Below are 17,631 nucleotides of genomic sequence, written 5' to 3' on the forward strand. Positions count from 1 at the left end.
GCGATCAGGGCCGAAACAGGTTCAATGCTGCTCACCCGCCCGTTTAAGCAGCTTCTTGCAACGCTCCGACAAATGCACCACGCGCAAATGCTTGCCCGCCTTGGCATAACGCTCGCGCAAGGTCTTCAACGCAGCGATCGCCGAATAATCGACAAAGCTCAGGTGCTGGCAGTCCAGGGTCACCTTGGCCGGGTCGCCCGCCGGGTCGAACTGGTTCAGAAACGGCGTGGTCGAGGCAAAGAACAGCGTGCCATGCACCTGGTAATGCTTGCCCCCCTCGCCGTCTTCATGGCTGTCGGCATACAGCTCACGGGCATGCTGCCAGGCAAAATTCACCGCCGCGATAACGATGCCGAACAGCACCGCCGTGGCCAGGTCGGTAAACACCGTGACCACGGTGACCGCCACGATCGCCAGCACATCGCTCACCGGCACCTTGTGCAGCACCCGCAACGATGCCCAGGCAAAGGTCTGCTGGGCCACCACGAACATCACCCCCACCAGCGCCGCCAACGGTATGCGCTCGATCAGCGGCGACAGGAACAGCACGAACAGCAGGATCATCACCCCGGCCACCACGCCAGACAACCGGCCCCGGCCATTGGAGCTGAGGTTGATCACGGTCTGGCCGATCATCGCGCAGCCGCCCATGCCACCGCACAAGCCAGACACCAGGTTGGCCGCGCCCAGGGCCACGCACTCGCGGTCCGGAAAGCCTCGGCTTTCGGTGATTTCATCGGTGAGGTTGAGGGTCAGCAAGGTTTCCAGCAGGCCGACCAGGGCCATCAGCACGGCATACGGGGCGATGACCTTGAGGGTATCCAGGCTCCACGGCACCTGCGGCAGGGCCAGTTGCGGCAGGCCACCGGCGATATGGGCCATGTCGCCCAGGGTACGGGTCGGCAAATCGAGCAGGTACACCAGCACGCCAACCCCGAGAATCGCCACCAGCGCCGGGGGCACCGCGCGGGTGAGCTTGGGCAGCAGGTAGACCACCAGCATGGTCAACGCCACCAGGCCGATCATCAGGTACAGCGGCGTACCGCCCAGCCAGTGCTCACCGTCCTTGAAATGCTCCAGCTGGGCCATGGCAATGACGATCGCCAAGCCGTTGACGAAACCGAGCATCACCGGGTACGGCACCAGGCGCACCAGCTTGCCCAGGCGCAGCAGGCCGAACAGGATCATGATCCCGCCGCCCAGCAGCACAGTGGCCAGCAGGTACTGCACGCCGTGCTGCACCACCAGGGCAACGATCACCACCGCCATGGAGCCGGCGGCACCGGAAATCATCCCAGGCCGACCGCCGAACAGCGCGGTCAGGGTGCAGATGATGAAGGCGCCGTAGAGGCCCATCAACGGGTTGAGGTGGGCCACCAGGGCAAAGGCGATGCACTCGGGCACCAGGGCGAACGAGGTAGTAAGGCCGGCGAGCAGGTCGGCGCGTAGTCGGGCGGGTTTCATGGGGTTCCTGAGCGGCAGTGCAAGCGCACGTTGCAAAAAACAAGGGGCGCGATGTTACGGAAAATGTCGGCCAGCGGCCACCGCCAGGCTACCCTGGCGGCATTCTCCATCACCTCGCGCCCTACTCACTCAGAACCACTGGCCGAACCTGCGGATGTACAGGGTCTTGATGGTTTGCGCCAGCACGCAATAGCCCACCAGCGTCGCCACCAGCCAAGGGAAGTAGGCCAGCGGCAGCGGCACCAACCCGACCATCGCCCCCAGCGAGGAGAACGGCAGGTAGATGCCCAGGCCCATCACCAGCAACGTGGCCAGGGTCACTGGCAATGCGGCGCGGCTTTGGAAGAACGGCACCTTGCGGGTGCGCAGCATGTGCACCACCAGCGTTTGCGACAGCAGCCCCTCGACGAACCAGCCCGACTGGAACAGCGCCTGCATGTGCACGCTGTTGGCGGCGAACACGTACCACATCAGGGCGAACGTGGTGATGTCGAACACCGACGAGGTCGGCCCCACCCAGAGCATGAAGCGGCCAATGTTACGGGCATCCCATTTGCGCGGCTGAACCAGGAAGTCGCCATCCAGGCGGTCCCATGGCAAGGCCAGCTGCGAAGCGTCGTACATCAGGTTCTGCAGCAGCAGCTGGATGGCCAGCATCGGCAGGAACGGGATGAACGCACTGGCCACCAGCACCGAGAACACGTTGCCGAAGTTGGAGCTGGCGGTCATGCACAGGTACTTCATGATGTTGCCGAAGGTTTCCCGCCCTTGCAGCACACCGTCGCCCAGCACCCGCAGGCTTTTGTCGAGCAGGATGATATCGGCCGATTCCTTGGCGATGTCGGTGGCGCTGTCCACCGAAATGCCCACATCGGCGTCACGCAGGGCCGGGGCGTCATTGATGCCGTCGCCCAGGAAACCCACGGTGTGGCCGTTACCCTGCAAGGCCTTGAGCACCCGCGATTTCTGCAGCGGGGTGAGCCGTGCGAACACCGTACGCACCTCGACTTCGGCTGCCAGGCGGGCATCGTCCATGCCTTCGATGGCCTGGCCGAGCAGCGGCTCACCAGGGTTCAGCCCCACCTCACGGCACACTTTGCAGCACACTTCGGCGCTGTCGCCGGTCAGCACCTTGACCTGCACACCCATGCCGGCCAGCGCCTCAATGGCGGGCCCTGCGCTTTCTTTCGGCGGGTCGAGGAAGGTCAGGATGCCGCGAATCACCAGGTTGTGTTCATCCTCCACGGCGTACTGCACTTTGCTGAAGTCATTGCCCAGCTCACGGGTTGCCAGCAGCAGCACGCGCAGCCCTTCGGCATTGCGGGCATCGGCGAAGGCGCGCAGCTGGCTGCGGCGCTGCTCATCGAGCGGCACACGCAGGCCATGCAGCTCGACATGGCTGGCAATCTCCAGCATCTCCTCGACCGCGCCCTTGCTGACCATCAGGCGATCACCCAGCGGGTCCTTGACCACCACCGACAGCCGGCGACGGATGAAGTCGAACGGCAGCTCGTCGACCTTGGTGTAGGCGAACGGCGCCTCGAACCCTGGGGTTTCGGCGGTGCGACGCAGCACAGCCTGGTCCATCAGGTTCCTTACCCCGCTCTGGTGATGGCTGTTGAGCCAGGCCAGTTCCAGCAGCCGCGGGTCGGCGCTGCCATCAGCGGCCAGGCACTGTTCAAGGATGATCCGGTCCTCGGTCAGGGTGCCGGTCTTGTCGGTGCACAGCACATCCATCGAGCCGAAGTTCTGGATGGCGTTCAGGCGTTTCACCACCACCCGCCGCCGGGCCATGGCCACGGCGCCCTTGGCCAGGTTGGCGCTGACGATCATCGGCAGCATTTCCGGGGTCAGCCCTACGGCCACGGCCAGGGCGAACAGAAAAGCGTCGCTCCAGTCATGCTTGGCAAAGCCGTTGAGCAGGAACACCACCGGCACCATTACCAGCATGAAGCGGATCAGCAGGCGGCTGACGCTGTTCACCCCACGGTCGAAGGCGGTTTCGCTGCGCGAGCCGGAAATGGCCTTGGCCAGGCTGCCGAAATAGGTGTTACGGCCCGTGGCGATCACCAGCGCACGGGCGCGCCCGCTGACCACGTTGGTGCCCATGAAGCACACATTGGCGTTGTCCAGCAGTGGCTCCCCGGCGCCATCGCTGTCACCGGCGCTTTTCTGCGCGACATTGCCGAGGGTGTCGTACTTTTCCACCGGCAGCGCTTCGCCGGTCAGCACGGCCTGGCTGATGAACAGGTCGCGCGACTCGATCAGGCGCACGTCGGCGGGAATCATGTCACCGGCATGCAGCTGCACCACATCACCGACCACCAGCTCGGCCATGGGCACTTCGCGCAGGCGCCCGTCCTGCCCTTCTGCCTCGCTGCGCAGCACCGTGGCAGTGGTGCGCACCATGGCTTTGAGCGCGCTGGCGGCCTTGCCCGAACGGTACTCCTGCCAAAAACGCAGCAGGGTGCTGAGGCTGACCATGGTGAGGATGATGACGACCTTGGTCAGGTCGGCATCGCCCGCATTGCCTGCCCGAATCGGCAGCCAGTAATCGGTGACGAAGCTGATTGCGCCCAGGGCCAGCAGCACATAGATGAACGGGTTGTGCAGCGCAGCCAGCAGTTGCAGCCAGGCCGGTTGCGGTTTGCCGTGCAGCGCCTCGTTGGCGCCGTCGCGGGCCAGCCGGCGTGCGGCCTCGGCTTCGCTCAGGCCATGGCGGGTGGCGTGCAGGCGTGCAAAGGTTTCGGCAAGCCCTGGGTGGGCAGCCGGGGTGAAGTGGGAAGCGAGGTTGTTGCGTTCTTTTACGGTCATGATCTGTGCTCCTGCCGCGGGAGGCGACGCGAAGCACGGGCGCACCACCAGCTAGCCGGCGGGTGCGGGCACTTCGTATCGCGGGGTGGTACTTCGTGGACCTGACATGGGGTTTGTCTTTTCCAGTGAGTGGAGCCCCTAGAATAGCCCGAGGCGAAGCGGCAGTGGCGAAGCTGAAAAAGGTTTCATCATTGGCCGTGTCGGCACCGGAAAAAACCGGGCGCCGTGACCCAGGCCCGGCAAACCTGCGGCAAATTTGCCATCATGTTGATTCCACCTGCGGAGATCATGGACATGCCGCTACGCCCCCTTTTCGCCTCCCTGCTGCTGGCCGCCAGCCTCAGTGCCCAGGCCGCCACCGAAGTGCTGCCGCTGCAGCACCGCAGCAGCGCTGAACTGCTGCCTGCCGCCCAGTCGTTCATTGGCCGCGACGGCACGGTCAGCGCCTTCGAAAACAAGCTGATCGTCAACGCCAGTGCCGAGCGCATCGACGACCTGCGCGCCTTGCTGCAGCAACTGGACACCGCGCCCAAGCGCTTGTTGATCAGCGTCGACAACGATGACAGCAACTACCAGGACAACCGCGGCAATGGCCGGGTCATCCACTACGGCACCAGCAACCGCGAGGGCGGCCTGCAGCAAATTCAAGCCAGCGAAGGCCAGCCCGCGCTGATTCAGGTGGGCCAGAGCATTCCAATTACCAGCACCAGTACGGACGGCTACGGGCGCCTCCAGAGCAACACCGAATACCGCAATGTGACCCAGGGTTTCTATGTAACGCCAAGCTTGAGCGGGGAAACCGTTCGTCTGCAAATAAGCACCAATAACGACCGAATGAGCCAGGAACGCGCTGATGTAGTGAAAGTGCAAAGTACCGACACGACAATCACCGGAAGGCTCGGTGAGTGGATCGTGTTGGCCGGCCACAACCAGCAGAGCCAAGCCGGCCGCGACCCGTCAAGCCGTACTTACAGCACCCAGCGGGGTGAAAACATGACAGTGCGGGTAAAAGTCGACCTTTTGGACTGATCCCAGGCAACTCAAGGCCTCGACCAAAGGCCTTGAAACTGACCGCAGAGTCGCATTAGACCAAAGATGTAGTAAGCCTAAAAAAGCACTACAAAACATTTGACAGGCACTTTTTCACGAGGGCATGATGGCCTCGCTCCCGCTAATCAGGGGCCCTGGCAAGGGCCTTCGAGGCGCACTCCTCCCACCCCTGGAGGCACCTCGTGTCTATACGGCCCACAAGGCGGTTCGACGGGATTGCGACTGCAACGAAGAAGTTGTCCCGAGGGACGGAAGCGCATCACCGCAGCACTGGCAATCGCGTCGCACCGCACAAGGCAACCACGAGCCGACCTGCTGGAGCACCCTTGCGCCTGGCCTGCACCTCCTTCCCCCTCGCGCCTTCGCGTTCGCTGCCGCACTCCCCCGGACAGGACAGCCGCCAGGTCCCTGATCTGCCCCGAGCATCAGCACAATTAACCCAAGATCGATGCGACGAGGTTTATTTCCATGGCACTGACACGCGAACAGCAAATTGCAGCCCTCGAAAAAGACTGGGCCGAGAACCCGCGCTGGAAAGGCGTGACCCGTACCTACACCGCCGCCGATGTCGTTCGCCTGCGTGGCTCCCTGCAGCCGGAGCACACCCTGGCCCGCGTGGGTGCAGAAAAACTGTGGAAGCTGGTCACCCAGGGTGCCCACCCGTCCTTCCGCCCGGAAAAAGATTTCGTCAACTGCATGGGCGCCCTCACCGGCGGCCAGGCGGTGCAGCAGGTAAAAGCCGGTATCCAGGCCATCTACCTGTCGGGCTGGCAGGTGGCCGCCGACAACAACTCGGCCGAGTCCATGTACCCTGACCAGTCGCTGTACCCGGTCGACTCGGTGCCAACCGTGGTCAAGCGCATCAACAACTCGTTCCGCCGCGCCGACCAGATCCAGTGGAAAGCCGGCAAGAACCCAGGTGACGAAGGCTACATCGACTACTTCGCCCCCATCGTGGCCGACGCCGAAGCCGGTTTCGGCGGCGTGCTGAACGCCTACGAGCTGATGAAGAACATGATCGAAGCGGGCGCCGCCGGCGTGCACTTCGAAGACCAGCTGGCCTCGGTGAAAAAATGCGGCCACATGGGCGGCAAGGTACTGGTACCGACCCAGGAAGCGGTGCAGAAGCTGGTGGCCGCGCGCCTGGCCGCTGACGTGGCTGGCGTGCCAACCATCATCCTGGCCCGCACCGACGCCAACGCCGCCGACCTGCTGACCAGTGACTGCGACCCGTATGACCAGCCGTTCGTGATCGGCGAGCGTACCCGCGAAGGCTTCTACAAGGTGCGTGCCGGCCTCGACCAGGCCATCGCCCGGGGCCTGGCCTACGCCCCGTATGCCGACCTGATCTGGTGCGAAACCGCCAAGCCGGACCTGGACGAGGCCCGTCGCTTCGCCGAGGCGATCAAGAAGGAGTACCCGGACCAGCTGCTGTCGTACAACTGCTCGCCTTCCTTCAACTGGAAGAAGAACCTGGACGACGCGACCATTGCCAAGTTCCAGCGCGAGCTGTCGGCGATGGGCTACAAGCACCAGTTCATCACCCTGGCGGGCATTCACAACATGTGGCACGGCATGTTCAACCTGGCGCACGACTACGCCCGCAACGACATGACCGCGTATGTGAAGCTGCAGGAGCAGGAATTCGCCGACGCCAGCAAGGGCTACACCTTCGTGGCGCACCAGCAAGAGGTGGGCACGGGTTACTTCGACGACATGACCACGGTGATTCAGGGTGGGGCATCGTCGGTGACTGCGCTGACTGGGTCGACTGAGGAGGAGCAGTTCCACTGAATAGTGGGTAGCTGATCGAGAAAGGCCCGGGGCTTGTGAGAGCTCCGGGCTTTTTTTTGCGTGGGGATTGGGGTGCACGGCGTGGGGAGCCCGGCGGTAGAGGTGCAGCGCCTGGGAGATCGAGCGCCGCCCGCGCGGCGCTTCGCGAGCTGCGCTCGCTCCTACGTCTGTTTCGGGCCAATGTTCATGTGGCCACCGCGCGCGGTCCTCTGTAGGAGCGAGCGCAGCTCGCGATGCGCCGCGCGGGCGGCGCTCGATTTCACAGGCGCCAAACCTGTCATGGCGGACACCCGCAGGCCATGACGCCAGATCACGTCTATGCTTCACCCCAACCACCAAAGCATTGACCCAGAGCGGTACGCACGCGCGCAAAAGCTGCTAGAACAAGATTCTTTCGCATTTGCAAGTAGGGGAAATCGCCAGATGAACTTTACAAGCGGCAGAACAGCCCAATTAGAAGGCATCAGGTCAAATGATATTAATTATCATTACGCAACTTGTAATTCGTTACCAGTCGCAAGAAACATAATTAACAAAACCGTTCGCAATGCCCGAATCTCAAGGCTTTCAGCCAGTTACGCGGCCCTTTTGTTCTTAATCCTACGAATAAATTTGCAACGGAAAATTTACTTGCACCGGGTTTACCCATAAAATCAGCCCGATTGATTCAGCTGCGACATTTGGTCACTGCACCTGCGACACCACGTCGCCGCTCTACTTATTTCAGACTGCAGAGCTGGGTCTCTGTATAAGGATTTCTAGCATGTCCGATTCGGCAGGACTCATCGCCCACAACTGGGGCTTTGCCATCTTCCTCCTGGGTGTCGTCGGCCTGTGTGCCTTCATGCTCGGCCTCTCCAGCCTGCTCGGTAGCAAGGCCTGGGGCCGCGCCAAGAACGAACCCTTCGAATCCGGCATGCTGCCCGTCGGCAGCGCCCGCCTGCGCCTGTCCGCCAAATTCTATCTGGTCGCGATGCTGTTCGTGATCTTCGATATCGAAGCCCTCTTCCTGTATGCATGGTCTGTGTCCGTCCGCGAAAGCGGCTGGACCGGATTCGTCGAAGCACTCGTTTTCATAGCAATTCTGTTGGCAGGTCTTGTCTACCTTTGGCGCGTCGGAGCCCTTGACTGGGCACCCGAAGGTCGCCGCAAGCGGCAAGCGAAGCTGAAACAATGAGGCTTTGGCAATGCAATACAATCTCACCAGAATCGATCCGGATGCGCCCAACGAGCAGTACCCGGTAGGTGATCGGGAAACCGTCACCGACCAACTGCTGGAGGACCAGGTCCACAAGAACATCTATATGGGGAAACTCGAAGATGTGCTGCGTGGCGCGGTCAACTGGGGGCGCAAGAACTCCCTCTGGCCGTACAACTTCGGCCTGTCCTGCTGCTACGTGGAAATGACCACGGCCTTCACGGCGCCCCACGACATCGCCCGCTTCGGCGCCGAAGTCATCCGGGCTTCGCCGCGCCAGGCCGACTTCATGGTCATCGCCGGTACCTGCTTCGTCAAAATGGCGCCGATCATTCAGCGCCTGTACGAGCAGATGCTTGAGCCGAAGTGGGTCATCTCCATGGGGTCGTGCGCCAACTCCGGTGGCATGTACGACATCTACTCGGTCGTTCAGGGGGTCGACAAGTTCCTCCCCGTGGACGTCTACGTGCCTGGCTGCCCGCCACGCCCTGAGGCTTTCCTGCAAGGCTTGATGCTGCTGCAGGAGTCGATCGGCCAAGAACGACGCCCGCTTTCCTGGGTTGTTGGTGATCAAGGCATCTACCGTGCCGAGATGCCAGCCCAGAAAGACCTGCGTCGTGAACAGCGCATTGCGGTAACCAACCTGCGCAGCCCCGACGAAGTCTGATCCAGCGACCTGCCGCCCGCTCCCCAAGGAGCCGGCGGCCTGGCTTCATTCTTAACGCTGACCCGAAGCGACCGAGACCATGACAGCGGACAACGCTATTTTCATTCCGCCCTACAAGGCAGACGACCAGGATGTGGTCGTCGAACTGCACAACCGTTTTGGCGCCGACGCATTCGTCGCCCAGGAAACCCGCACCGGCATGCCCGTGCTGTGGGTCAAGCGCGCCCAGCTCAAGGAAGTGCTGAGCTTCCTGCGCGGCGTGGCCAAGCCATACAGCATGCTGTACGACCTGCACGGCGTCGACGAACGCCTGCGCACCCAGCGCCGTGGCCTGCCAGCCGCCGACTTCAGCGTGTTCTACCACCTGCTGTCGGTCGAGCGTAACAGCGACGTGATGATCAAGGTGTCGCTCAGCGAAGGCGACCTGAACCTGCCGACCGTGACCGGTATCTGGCCGAACGCCAACTGGTACGAGCGCGAAGTGTGGGACATGTTCGGCATCGACTTCGCCGGCCACCCGCACCTGAGCCGCATCATGATGCCGCCCACCTGGGAAGGCCACCCGCTGCGCAAGGACTACCCGGCCCGCGCCACCGAGTTCGACCCCTACAGCCTGACCCTGGCCAAGCAGCAGCTCGAAGAGGAATCGGCACGTTTCAACCCTGAAGCCTGGGGCATGAAGCGCCACGGCGCCAACGAGGACTACATGTTCCTCAACCTGGGCCCGAACCACCCTTCAGCCCACGGCGCCTTCCGTATCGTGCTGCAGCTGGACGGTGAAGAGATCGTCGACTGCGTGCCCGACATCGGCTACCACCACCGTGGCGCCGAAAAAATGGCCGAGCGCCAGTCCTGGCACAGCTTCATCCCCTACACCGACCGTATCGACTACCTCGGCGGGGTGATGAACAACCTGCCGTACGTGCTCGCGGTGGAGAAGCTGGCCGGCATCCAGGTGCCGCAGAAGGTCGACGTGATCCGCATCATGTTGGCCGAGTTCTTCCGCATCACCAGCCACCTGCTGTTCCTGGGTACCTACATCCAGGACGTTGGCGCCATGACCCCGGTGTTCTTCACCTTCACCGACCGCCAGCGCGCCTACACCGTGATCGAGGCGATCACCGGTTTCCGCCTGCACCCGGCCTGGTACCGCATCGGTGGCGTCGCCCACGACCTGCCGCGCGGCTGGGACAAGCTGGTCAAGGACTTCGTCGAATGGCTGCCCAAGCGCCTGGACGAATACACCAAGGCGGCCCTGCAGAACAGCATCCTCAAGGGCCGTACCATCGGCGTTGCCGCGTACAACACCAAGGAAGCCCTGGAATGGGGTACCACCGGTGCCGGCCTGCGTTCCACCGGTTGCGACTTCGACCTGCGTAAAGCCCGCCCCTACTCCGGCTACGAGAATTTCGAGTTCGAAGTACCGCTGGCCCACAACGGCGATGCCTACGACCGCTGCATGGTCCGTGTCGAGGAGATGCGCCAGAGTATCCGCATCATCGACCAGTGCCTGCGCAACATGCCGGAAGGCCCGTACAAGGCGGACCACCCGCTGACCACGCCGCCGCCGAAAGAGCGCACCCTGCAGCACATCGAAACCCTGATCACGCACTTCCTGCAAGTCTCGTGGGGCCCGGTGATGCCGGCCAACGAGTCGTTCCAGATGATCGAGGCGACCAAGGGCATCAACAGTTACTACCTGACGAGCGATGGCGGCACCATGAGCTACCGCACCCGGATCCGTACCCCGAGCTACCCGCACCTGCAGCAGATCCCTTCGGTGATCAAAGGCAGCATGGTCGCCGACCTCATTGCGTACCTGGGCAGTATCGACTTCGTTATGGCTGACGTGGACCGCTAAGCATGAACAGCACGCTTATCCAGACAGACCGTTTCGCCCTGAGCGAAACCGAGCGCTCGGCCATCGAGCACGAAATGCATCACTACGAGGACCCGCGCGCGGCGTCCATCGAAGCCCTGAAGATCGTCCAGAAAGAACGTGGCTGGGTGCCGGACGGCGCCATCCACGCCATCGGCGAAGTGCTGGGCATCCCGGCCAGCGACGTCGAGGGTGTGGCCACCTTCTACAGCCAGATCTTCCGCCAGCCGGTGGGCCGCCACATCATCCGTGTGTGCGACAGCATGGTCTGCTACATCGGCGGCCACGAATCGGTGGTCAGCCAGATCCAGAACGAGCTGGGCATCGGCCTGGGCCAAACCACCGCGGACGGGCGTTTCACCCTGCTGCCGGTGTGCTGCCTGGGCAACTGCGACAAGGCCCCGGCCCTGATGATCGACGACGACACCTTCGGCGACGTGCAGCCGGCCGGTGTTTCCAAACTGCTGGAGGGTTACGTATGACCATTACTTCCTTCGGCCCGGCCAACCGCATCGCGCGTACGGCCGAAACCCACCCGCTGACCTGGCGCCTGCGTGATGACGGCGAGCCGGTATGGCTGGCCGAGTACGAGTCGAAGAACGGCTACGCCGCCGCGCGCAAGGCGCTGGCCGAGATGTCCGCCGACGACATCGTGCAAAGCGTCAAGGACTCCGGCCTCAAGGGCCGTGGCGGCGCGGGCTTCCCCACGGGTGTGAAGTGGGGCCTGATGCCCAAAGACGAGTCCATGAACATCCGCTACCTGCTGTGCAACGCGGACGAAATGGAGCCCAACACCTGGAAGGACCGCATGCTGATGGAGCAACAGCCCCATCTGCTGGTCGAGGGCATGCTGATCAGCGCCCGCGCCCTGAAGGCCTACCGTGGCTACATCTTCCTGCGTGGCGAATACACCACGGCCGCGAAGAACCTCAACCGCGCCATCGATGAAGCCAAGGCCGCAGGCCTGCTGGGCAAGAACATCCTGGGCAGCGGCTTCGACTTCGAGCTGTTCGTGCACACCGGCGCCGGGCGTTACATCTGCGGTGAAGAAACCGCGCTGATCAACTCCCTGGAAGGCCGCCGCGCCAACCCGCGCTCCAAGCCGCCCTTCCCTGCCGCCGTGGGCGTGTGGGGCAAGCCGACCTGCGTGAACAACGTCGAAACCCTGTGCAACGTGCCGGCCATCGTCGCCAACGGCAACGACTGGTACAAGTCGCTGGCCCGTGAAGGCAGCGAAGACCACGGCACCAAGCTGATGGGCTTCTCCGGCAAGGTGAAGAACCCAGGCCTGTGGGAACTGCCGTTCGGCGTCACCGCCCGCGAGCTGTTCGAAGACTACGCCGGCGGCATGCGCGACGGCTTCAAGCTCAAGTGCTGGCAGCCAGGCGGCGCCGGTACTGGCTTCCTGCTGCCCGAGCACCTCGACGCGCAGATGTACGCCGGTGGCATCGCCAAGGTCGGCACCCGGATGGGTACGGGCCTGGCCATGGCGGTGGACGACAGCATCAACATGGTGTCGCTGCTGCGCAACATGGAGGAGTTCTTCGCCCGCGAATCGTGCGGCTGGTGCACCCCATGCCGCGACGGCCTGCCATGGAGCGTGAAGATGCTGCGCGCACTGGAAAAAGGCCAGGGCCGCGCCGAAGACATCGAGACGCTGCTGGGGCTGGTCAACTTCCTCGGCCCAGGCCGCACCTTCTGTGCTCACGCACCAGGTGCCGTCGAGCCATTGGGCAGTGCCATCAAGTACTTCCGGTCGGAGTTCGAGGCAGGTGTGGCGCCCGAAAGCGCTGGCACCCTGCGCCCTAACCTGGCCAAGCCGATCGTGGTCGGCGCATAACAAGATGATTAGGCGGGTGGTCCGTGCCACTCGCCAGCGTACTGGCAGGCCCAACCTGATTGTGGCGTGCCGCACGCTCACCGATTTCCATTAGCCACGCCCGCTCACGCGGGCCAACGAAGAACTTTGAACAATGGCCACTATCCACGTAGACGGCAAAGCGCTCGAAGTCAACGGTGCAGACAACCTGTTACAGGCGTGTCTGTCACTGGGCCTCGACATCCCCTATTTCTGCTGGCACCCGGCGCTCGGTAGCGTCGGCGCCTGCCGGCAGTGTGCGGTCAAGCAGTACACCGACGAGAACGACACCCGTGGTCGTATCGTCATGTCCTGCATGACCCCTGCCTCCGACGGCACCTGGATTTCCATCGATGACGATGAGTCCAAGGCGTTTCGCGCCAGCGTCGTCGAATGGCTGATGACCAACCACCCGCACGACTGCCCGGTGTGCGAGGAAGGCGGCCACTGCCACCTGCAGGACATGACGGTAATGACCGGCCACAACGAGCGCCGCTACCGTTTCACCAAGCGTACCCACCAGAACCAGGACCTCGGCCCGTTCATCGCCCATGAGATGAACCGCTGCATCGCCTGCTACCGCTGCGTGCGCTACTACAAGGACTACGCCGGTGGTACCGACCTGGGCGTATATGGCGCCCACGACAACGTGTACTTCGGCCGCGTCGAAGACGGCGTGCTGGAAAGCGAGTTCTCCGGCAACCTGACCGAGGTCTGCCCAACCGGTGTGTTCACCGACAAGACCCACTCCGAGCGCTACAACCGCAAGTGGGACATGCAGTTCGCCCCAAGCATCTGCCACGGCTGCTCCAGCGGCTGCAACATCAGCCCGGGCGAGCGCTATGGCGAACTGCGCCGGATCGAGAACCGTTTCAACGGCTCGGTCAACCAGTACTTCCTGTGCGACCGCGGCCGCTTCGGCTACGGCTACGTCAACCGCAAGGACCGCCCGCGCCAGCCTTACCTGGCCGACGGCACCAAGCTGAGCCTGGACGCCGCCCTGGACAAGGCCGCCGACCTGCTGCGCGGCCGTACCATCGTCGGTATCGGCTCGCCACGCGCCAGCCTGGAAAGCAACTACGGCCTGCGTGAGCTGGTGGGCGCCGACTACTTCTACAGCGGTATGGAAGCCGGCGAGCTGGCCCGTGTGCGCCTGGCCCTGAACGTGCTGAACAACAGCCCGCTGCCGGTGCCGACCCTGCGCGACATCGAAGACCACGACGCCGTGTTCGTGCTCGGTGAAGACCTGACCCAAACCGCTGCCCGCGTTGCCCTGGCCGTGCGCCAGGCCACCAAGGGCAAGGCCGAGGCCATGGCCGAAGCGATGAAAGTGCAGCCGTGGCTCGACGCTGCGGTGAAGAACATCGGCCAGCACGCGCTGTACCCGCTGTTCATCGCCTCGCTGGCTGAAACCAAGCTGGACGACGTGGCCGAGGAATGCGTGCACGCAGCCCCTGCCGACCTGGCGCGCCTGGGCTTCGCCGTGGCCAACGCCATCGACCCGAGCGCCCCGGCCGTCGAAGGCCTGGACGCAGAAGCCAAGGCCCTGGCCCAGCGCATCGCCGATGCCCTGGTCGCCGCCAAGCGCCCACTGGTGGTAGCGGGCACGTCCCTGGCCGACCCTGCGCTGATCGAAGCCGCCGCCAACATCGCCAAGGCCCTGCAACTGCGCGAGAAGAACGGCTCGCTGAGCCTGGTGGTGCCTGAGGCCAACAGCCTGGGCCTGGCCATGCTCGGCGGCGACTCCGTCGATGCCGCGCTGGACGCTGTAATCAGCGGCAAGGCCGACGCCATCGTGGTGCTGGAAAACGACCTGTACGCCCGCGTAGCGGCCGCCAAGGTCGACGCTGCCCTGGCTGCGGCCAAGGTGGTGATCGTTGCCGACCACTCCAAGACCGCGACCCTCGACCGCGCCCACCTGGTGCTGCCAGCGGCCTCGTTCGCCGAAGGCGACGGCACCCTGGTCAGCCAGGAAGGTCGTGCCCAGCGCTTCTTCCAGGTGTTCGACCCGCAGTACCTGGACAGCAGCATTCAAGTCCACGAAGGCTGGCGCTGGATGCACGCCCTGCGTGCCACCCTGCTCAACAAGCCGGTCGACTGGACCCAGCTGGACCACGTCACCAGCGCCTGCGCCGAAGCCGCCCCGCAACTGGCCGGCATCGTCAACGCAGCGCCAAGCGCGGCATTCCGCATCAAGGGCATGAAGCTCGCCCGTGAGCCGCTGCGCTACTCCGGCCGTACCGCCATGCGCGCCAACATCAGCGTGCACGAGCCACGTACCCCGCAGGACAAGGACACCGCGTTCGCCTTCTCCATGGAAGGCTACTCGGGCTCGGCCGAACCGCGCCAGCAAGTACCGTTCGCCTGGTCGCCGGGCTGGAACTCGCCACAGGCCTGGAACAAGTTTCAGGACGAGGTCGGCGGCCACCTGCGTGCCGGTGACCCTGGCGTGCGCCTGATCGAGTCGCAAGGCGACCGCCTGAGCTGGTTCAACGCCGTTCCAGGCGCCTTCAACCCAGCCCGTGGCACCTGGACGGCGGTTCCGTTCTTCCACCTGTTCGGCAGCGAAGAGAACTCCTCGCGCGCCACCCCGGTGCAAGAGCGCATCCCGGCCGCCTACGTGGCCCTGGCCAAGTCCGAAGCCGACCGCCTGGGCGTCAACGAAGGTGCCCTGCTGAGCCTGAACGTGGCTGGCGTGGCCCTGCGCCTGCCGCTGCGCATCAATGAAGCACTGGGCGCAGGCCTGGTGGCCCTGCCCAAAGGCCTGGCCGGCATTCCGCCTGCCATCTTCGGTGCATCCGTCGAAGGTCTGCAGGAGGCAGCACAATGAGCTGGTTCACCCCCGAAGTGATCGATGTGATCCTCACCGTGGTCCGGGCCGTGGTGGTCCTGCTCGCGGTGGTGGTCTGCGGCGCGCTGCTCAGCTTCGTCGAGCGCCGCCTGCTGGGCTGGTGGCAGGACCGTTACGGTCCGAACCGCGTCGGCCCGTTCGGTATGTTCCAGATCGCTGCCGACATGCTGAAGATGTTCTTCAAGGAAGACTGGAACCCGCCCTTCGTCGATCGCATGATCTTCACCCTGGCGCCAGTGGTGGCCATGAGTGCCCTGCTGATCGCCTTCTGCGTGATTCCGATCACCCCGCTGTGGGGCGTCGCCGACCTGAACATCGGCCTGCTGTTCTTCTTCGCCATGGCCGGCCTGTCGGTCTACGCGGTGCTGTTCGCCGGCTGGTCGTCGAACAACAAGTACGCCCTGCTGGGCAGCTTGCGCGCCTCGGCGCAGACCGTGTCGTACGAAGTGTTCCTGGGCCTGGCGCTGATGGGCGTGGTGGTGCAGGTGGGTTCGTTCAACATGCGCGACATCGTTGAATACCAAGCCCAGAACCTGTGGTTCATCATTCCGCAGTTCTTCGGTTTCTGCACCTTCTTCATCGCCGGCGTGGCCGTGACTCACCGTCACCCCTTCGACCAGCCAGAAGCGGAACAGGAACTGGCCGACGGCTACCACATCGAGTATGCCGGCATGAAATGGGGCATGTTCTTCGTCGGTGAGTACATCGGCATCATCCTCATCTCGGCGCTGCTGGTGACCCTGTTCTTCGGCGGCTGGCACGGCCCGTTCGGCATCCTGCCGCAACTGTCGTTCCTGTGGTTCGCCCTGAAGACCGCGTTCTTCATCATGCTGTTCATCCTGCTGCGCGCCTCGATCCCGCGCCCACGCTATGACCAGGTGATGGACTTCAGCTGGAAGTTCTGCCTGCCGCTGACCCTGATCAATTTGCTGGTGACCGCTGCGATCGTGCTCTACAACACGCCAGCCGTCGCGGCCCAGTGAGGATTTGACCCATGTTCAAGTATATCGGCGACATCGTTAAGGGCACCGGCACCCAGCTGCGCAGCCTGGCAATGGTGTTCTCCCACGGGTTCCGCAAGCGCGACACCCTGCAGTACCCCGAAGAACCCGTGTACCTGCCGCCGCGCTACCGCGGCCGCATCGTCCTCACCCGCGACCCCGACGGCGAGGAGCGCTGCGTGGCGTGCAACCTCTGCGCGGTGGCCTGCCCGGTTGGCTGCATCTCGCTGCAGAAGGCCGAAACCGAGGACGGCCGCTGGTACCCGGAGTTCTTCCGCATCAACTTCTCGCGCTGCATCTTCTGCGGCCTGTGTGAAGAAGCGTGCCCGACCACCGCGATCCAGCTGACTCCGGATTTCGAAATGGCCGAGTTCAAGCGTCAGGACCTGGTGTACGAGAAAGAAGATCTGCTGATCTCCGGCCCCGGCAAGAACCCTGACTACAACTTCTACCGTGTTGCGGGTATGGCGATCGCTGGCAAGCCGAAAGGCGCTGCGCAGAACGAAGCCGAGCCGATCAACGTGAAGAGCTTGCTCCCATAAGGACAGAAAGATGGAATTCGCTTTCTACTTCGCATCCGGGATCGCCGTGGTTTCCACCCTGCGGGTGGTGACCGGGACCAACCCCGTGCACGCCTTGCTGTACCTGATCATCTCGCTGATTTCCGTTGCGATGATCTTCTTCGCCCTGGGTGCGCCGTTCGCCGGCGCCCTGGAAGTGATCGCCTACGCCGGCGCCATCATGGTGCTGTTCGTGTTCGTGGTGATGATGCTCAACCTGGGGCCGGCGTCGGTGGCCCAGGAACGGGGCTGGCTCAAGCCCGGCATCTGGGCAGGGCCGGTGCTGCTGGCCGCCCTGCTGCTGCTGGAGCTGCTGTACGTGCTGTTCGTCGCGCCAAGCGGCGCGGCCATCAGCGGTACCACCGTGGGCCCGAAAGCAGTGGGTATCAGCCTGTTCGGCCCGTACCTGCTGGTGGTCGAACTGGCTTCGATGCTGCTGCTTGCGGCAGCCGTCACTGCCTTCCACCTGGGCCGCAACGAGGCGAAGGAGTAAAT

At 63.7% G+C, this 17,631-nt stretch carries 13 protein-coding genes; 11 read left to right on the forward strand and 2 right to left on the reverse strand.

What is annotated here, in order from left to right:
- Positions 1-21 precede the first annotated feature (21 nt).
- Together F3J45_RS26100 and mgtA are read right to left on the reverse strand one after the other, a co-directional pair.
- Positions 22-1,464: a SulP family inorganic anion transporter gene (locus tag F3J45_RS26100; protein ID WP_167069919.1), complete on the reverse strand. Its 1,443-nt coding sequence runs from the start codon at positions 1,462-1,464 to the stop codon at positions 22-24.
- A gap of 129 nt (positions 1,465-1,593) precedes the next feature.
- Entirely contained in the window at positions 1,594-4,278 is a 2,685-nt protein-coding gene (mgtA, locus tag F3J45_RS26105; RefSeq protein WP_167069921.1) for a magnesium-translocating P-type ATPase, read from the reverse strand.
- A 294-nt stretch (positions 4,279-4,572) separates the two neighbouring features.
- Here mgtA and F3J45_RS26110 point away from each other — a divergent pair, with 294 nt between their 5' ends.
- The 11 genes from F3J45_RS26110 to nuoJ all read left to right on the forward strand — a co-directional run bounded on the left by F3J45_RS26110 (position 4,573) and on the right by nuoJ (position 17,629).
- Positions 4,573-5,307: a secretin N-terminal domain-containing protein gene (locus F3J45_RS26110; protein WP_167069923.1), complete on the forward strand. Its 735-nt coding sequence runs from the start codon at positions 4,573-4,575 to the stop codon at positions 5,305-5,307.
- A 489-nt stretch (positions 5,308-5,796) separates the two neighbouring features.
- Positions 5,797-7,122 (forward strand): isocitrate lyase, encoded by a 1,326-nt coding sequence (gene aceA / locus F3J45_RS26115; RefSeq protein WP_167069925.1) that lies wholly within the window; start codon positions 5,797-5,799, stop codon positions 7,120-7,122.
- Between the two features lie 763 nt (positions 7,123-7,885).
- Positions 7,886-8,299 carry an NADH-quinone oxidoreductase subunit A gene (locus tag F3J45_RS26120; protein ID WP_011534614.1) on the forward strand — a complete coding sequence of 138 codons (414 nt, stop codon included), beginning with the start codon at positions 7,886-7,888 and terminating at the stop codon, positions 8,297-8,299.
- A gap of 10 nt (positions 8,300-8,309) precedes the next feature.
- Positions 8,310-8,987 carry an NADH-quinone oxidoreductase subunit B family protein gene (locus F3J45_RS26125; protein WP_029614113.1) on the forward strand — a complete coding sequence of 226 codons (678 nt, stop codon included), beginning with the start codon at positions 8,310-8,312 and terminating at the stop codon, positions 8,985-8,987.
- 79 nt (positions 8,988-9,066) lie between these two features.
- Positions 9,067-10,848 (forward strand): NADH-quinone oxidoreductase subunit C/D, encoded by a 1,782-nt coding sequence (nuoC, locus tag F3J45_RS26130; protein ID WP_167069927.1) that lies wholly within the window; start codon positions 9,067-9,069, stop codon positions 10,846-10,848.
- A 2-nt stretch (positions 10,849-10,850) separates the two neighbouring features.
- Entirely contained in the window at positions 10,851-11,348 is a 498-nt protein-coding gene (gene nuoE, locus F3J45_RS26135; protein ID WP_161892702.1) for an NADH-quinone oxidoreductase subunit NuoE, read from the forward strand.
- Positions 11,345-12,706: an NADH-quinone oxidoreductase subunit NuoF gene (nuoF, locus tag F3J45_RS26140; protein ID WP_167069929.1), complete on the forward strand. Its 1,362-nt coding sequence runs from the start codon at positions 11,345-11,347 to the stop codon at positions 12,704-12,706. Before nuoE ends, nuoF begins: the two co-directional genes overlap by 4 nt.
- 133 nt (positions 12,707-12,839) lie before the next feature.
- Entirely contained in the window at positions 12,840-15,554 is a 2,715-nt protein-coding gene (gene nuoG / locus F3J45_RS26145; RefSeq protein WP_167069931.1) for an NADH-quinone oxidoreductase subunit NuoG, read from the forward strand.
- Complete coding sequence (gene nuoH / locus F3J45_RS26150) at positions 15,551-16,558, forward strand: NADH-quinone oxidoreductase subunit NuoH (RefSeq protein ID WP_027920602.1); 1,008 nt, start codon at positions 15,551-15,553, stop codon at positions 16,556-16,558. Before nuoG ends, nuoH begins: the two co-directional genes overlap by 4 nt.
- A gap of 11 nt (positions 16,559-16,569) precedes the next feature.
- Positions 16,570-17,118: an NADH-quinone oxidoreductase subunit NuoI gene (gene nuoI / locus F3J45_RS26155; protein ID WP_016488223.1), complete on the forward strand. Its 549-nt coding sequence runs from the start codon at positions 16,570-16,572 to the stop codon at positions 17,116-17,118.
- 10 nt (positions 17,119-17,128) lie between these two features.
- Positions 17,129-17,629 carry an NADH-quinone oxidoreductase subunit J gene (nuoJ, locus tag F3J45_RS26160; protein WP_167069933.1) on the forward strand — a complete coding sequence of 167 codons (501 nt, stop codon included), beginning with the start codon at positions 17,129-17,131 and terminating at the stop codon, positions 17,627-17,629.
- Positions 17,630-17,631 lie beyond the last annotated feature (2 nt).

The organism is Pantoea sp. Ap-967, assembly GCF_011752565.1.
Taxonomy (GTDB): Bacteria; Pseudomonadota; Gammaproteobacteria; order Pseudomonadales; family Pseudomonadaceae; genus Aquipseudomonas.

Bases quoted from the DNA above. Each gene is read 5' to 3' on its own strand.
- F3J45_RS26100 (WP_167069919.1), bottom strand. From the start codon at position 1,464: ATGAAACCCGCCCGACTACGCGCCGACCTGCTCGCCGGCCTTACTACC.
- mgtA (WP_167069921.1), bottom strand. From the start codon at position 4,278: ATGACCGTAAAAGAACGCAACAACCTCGCTTCCCACTTCACCCCGGCT.
- F3J45_RS26110 (WP_167069923.1), top strand. From the start codon at position 4,573: ATGCCGCTACGCCCCCTTTTCGCCTCCCTGCTGCTGGCCGCCAGCCTC.
- aceA (WP_167069925.1), top strand. From the start codon at position 5,797: ATGGCACTGACACGCGAACAGCAAATTGCAGCCCTCGAAAAAGACTGG.
- F3J45_RS26120 (WP_011534614.1), top strand. From the start codon at position 7,886: ATGTCCGATTCGGCAGGACTCATCGCCCACAACTGGGGCTTTGCCATC.
- F3J45_RS26125 (WP_029614113.1), top strand. From the start codon at position 8,310: ATGCAATACAATCTCACCAGAATCGATCCGGATGCGCCCAACGAGCAG.
- nuoC (WP_167069927.1), top strand. From the start codon at position 9,067: ATGACAGCGGACAACGCTATTTTCATTCCGCCCTACAAGGCAGACGAC.
- nuoE (WP_161892702.1), top strand. From the start codon at position 10,851: ATGAACAGCACGCTTATCCAGACAGACCGTTTCGCCCTGAGCGAAACC.
- nuoF (WP_167069929.1), top strand. From the start codon at position 11,345: ATGACCATTACTTCCTTCGGCCCGGCCAACCGCATCGCGCGTACGGCC.
- nuoG (WP_167069931.1), top strand. From the start codon at position 12,840: ATGGCCACTATCCACGTAGACGGCAAAGCGCTCGAAGTCAACGGTGCA.
- nuoH (WP_027920602.1), top strand. From the start codon at position 15,551: ATGAGCTGGTTCACCCCCGAAGTGATCGATGTGATCCTCACCGTGGTC.
- nuoI (WP_016488223.1), top strand. From the start codon at position 16,570: ATGTTCAAGTATATCGGCGACATCGTTAAGGGCACCGGCACCCAGCTG.
- nuoJ (WP_167069933.1), top strand. From the start codon at position 17,129: ATGGAATTCGCTTTCTACTTCGCATCCGGGATCGCCGTGGTTTCCACC.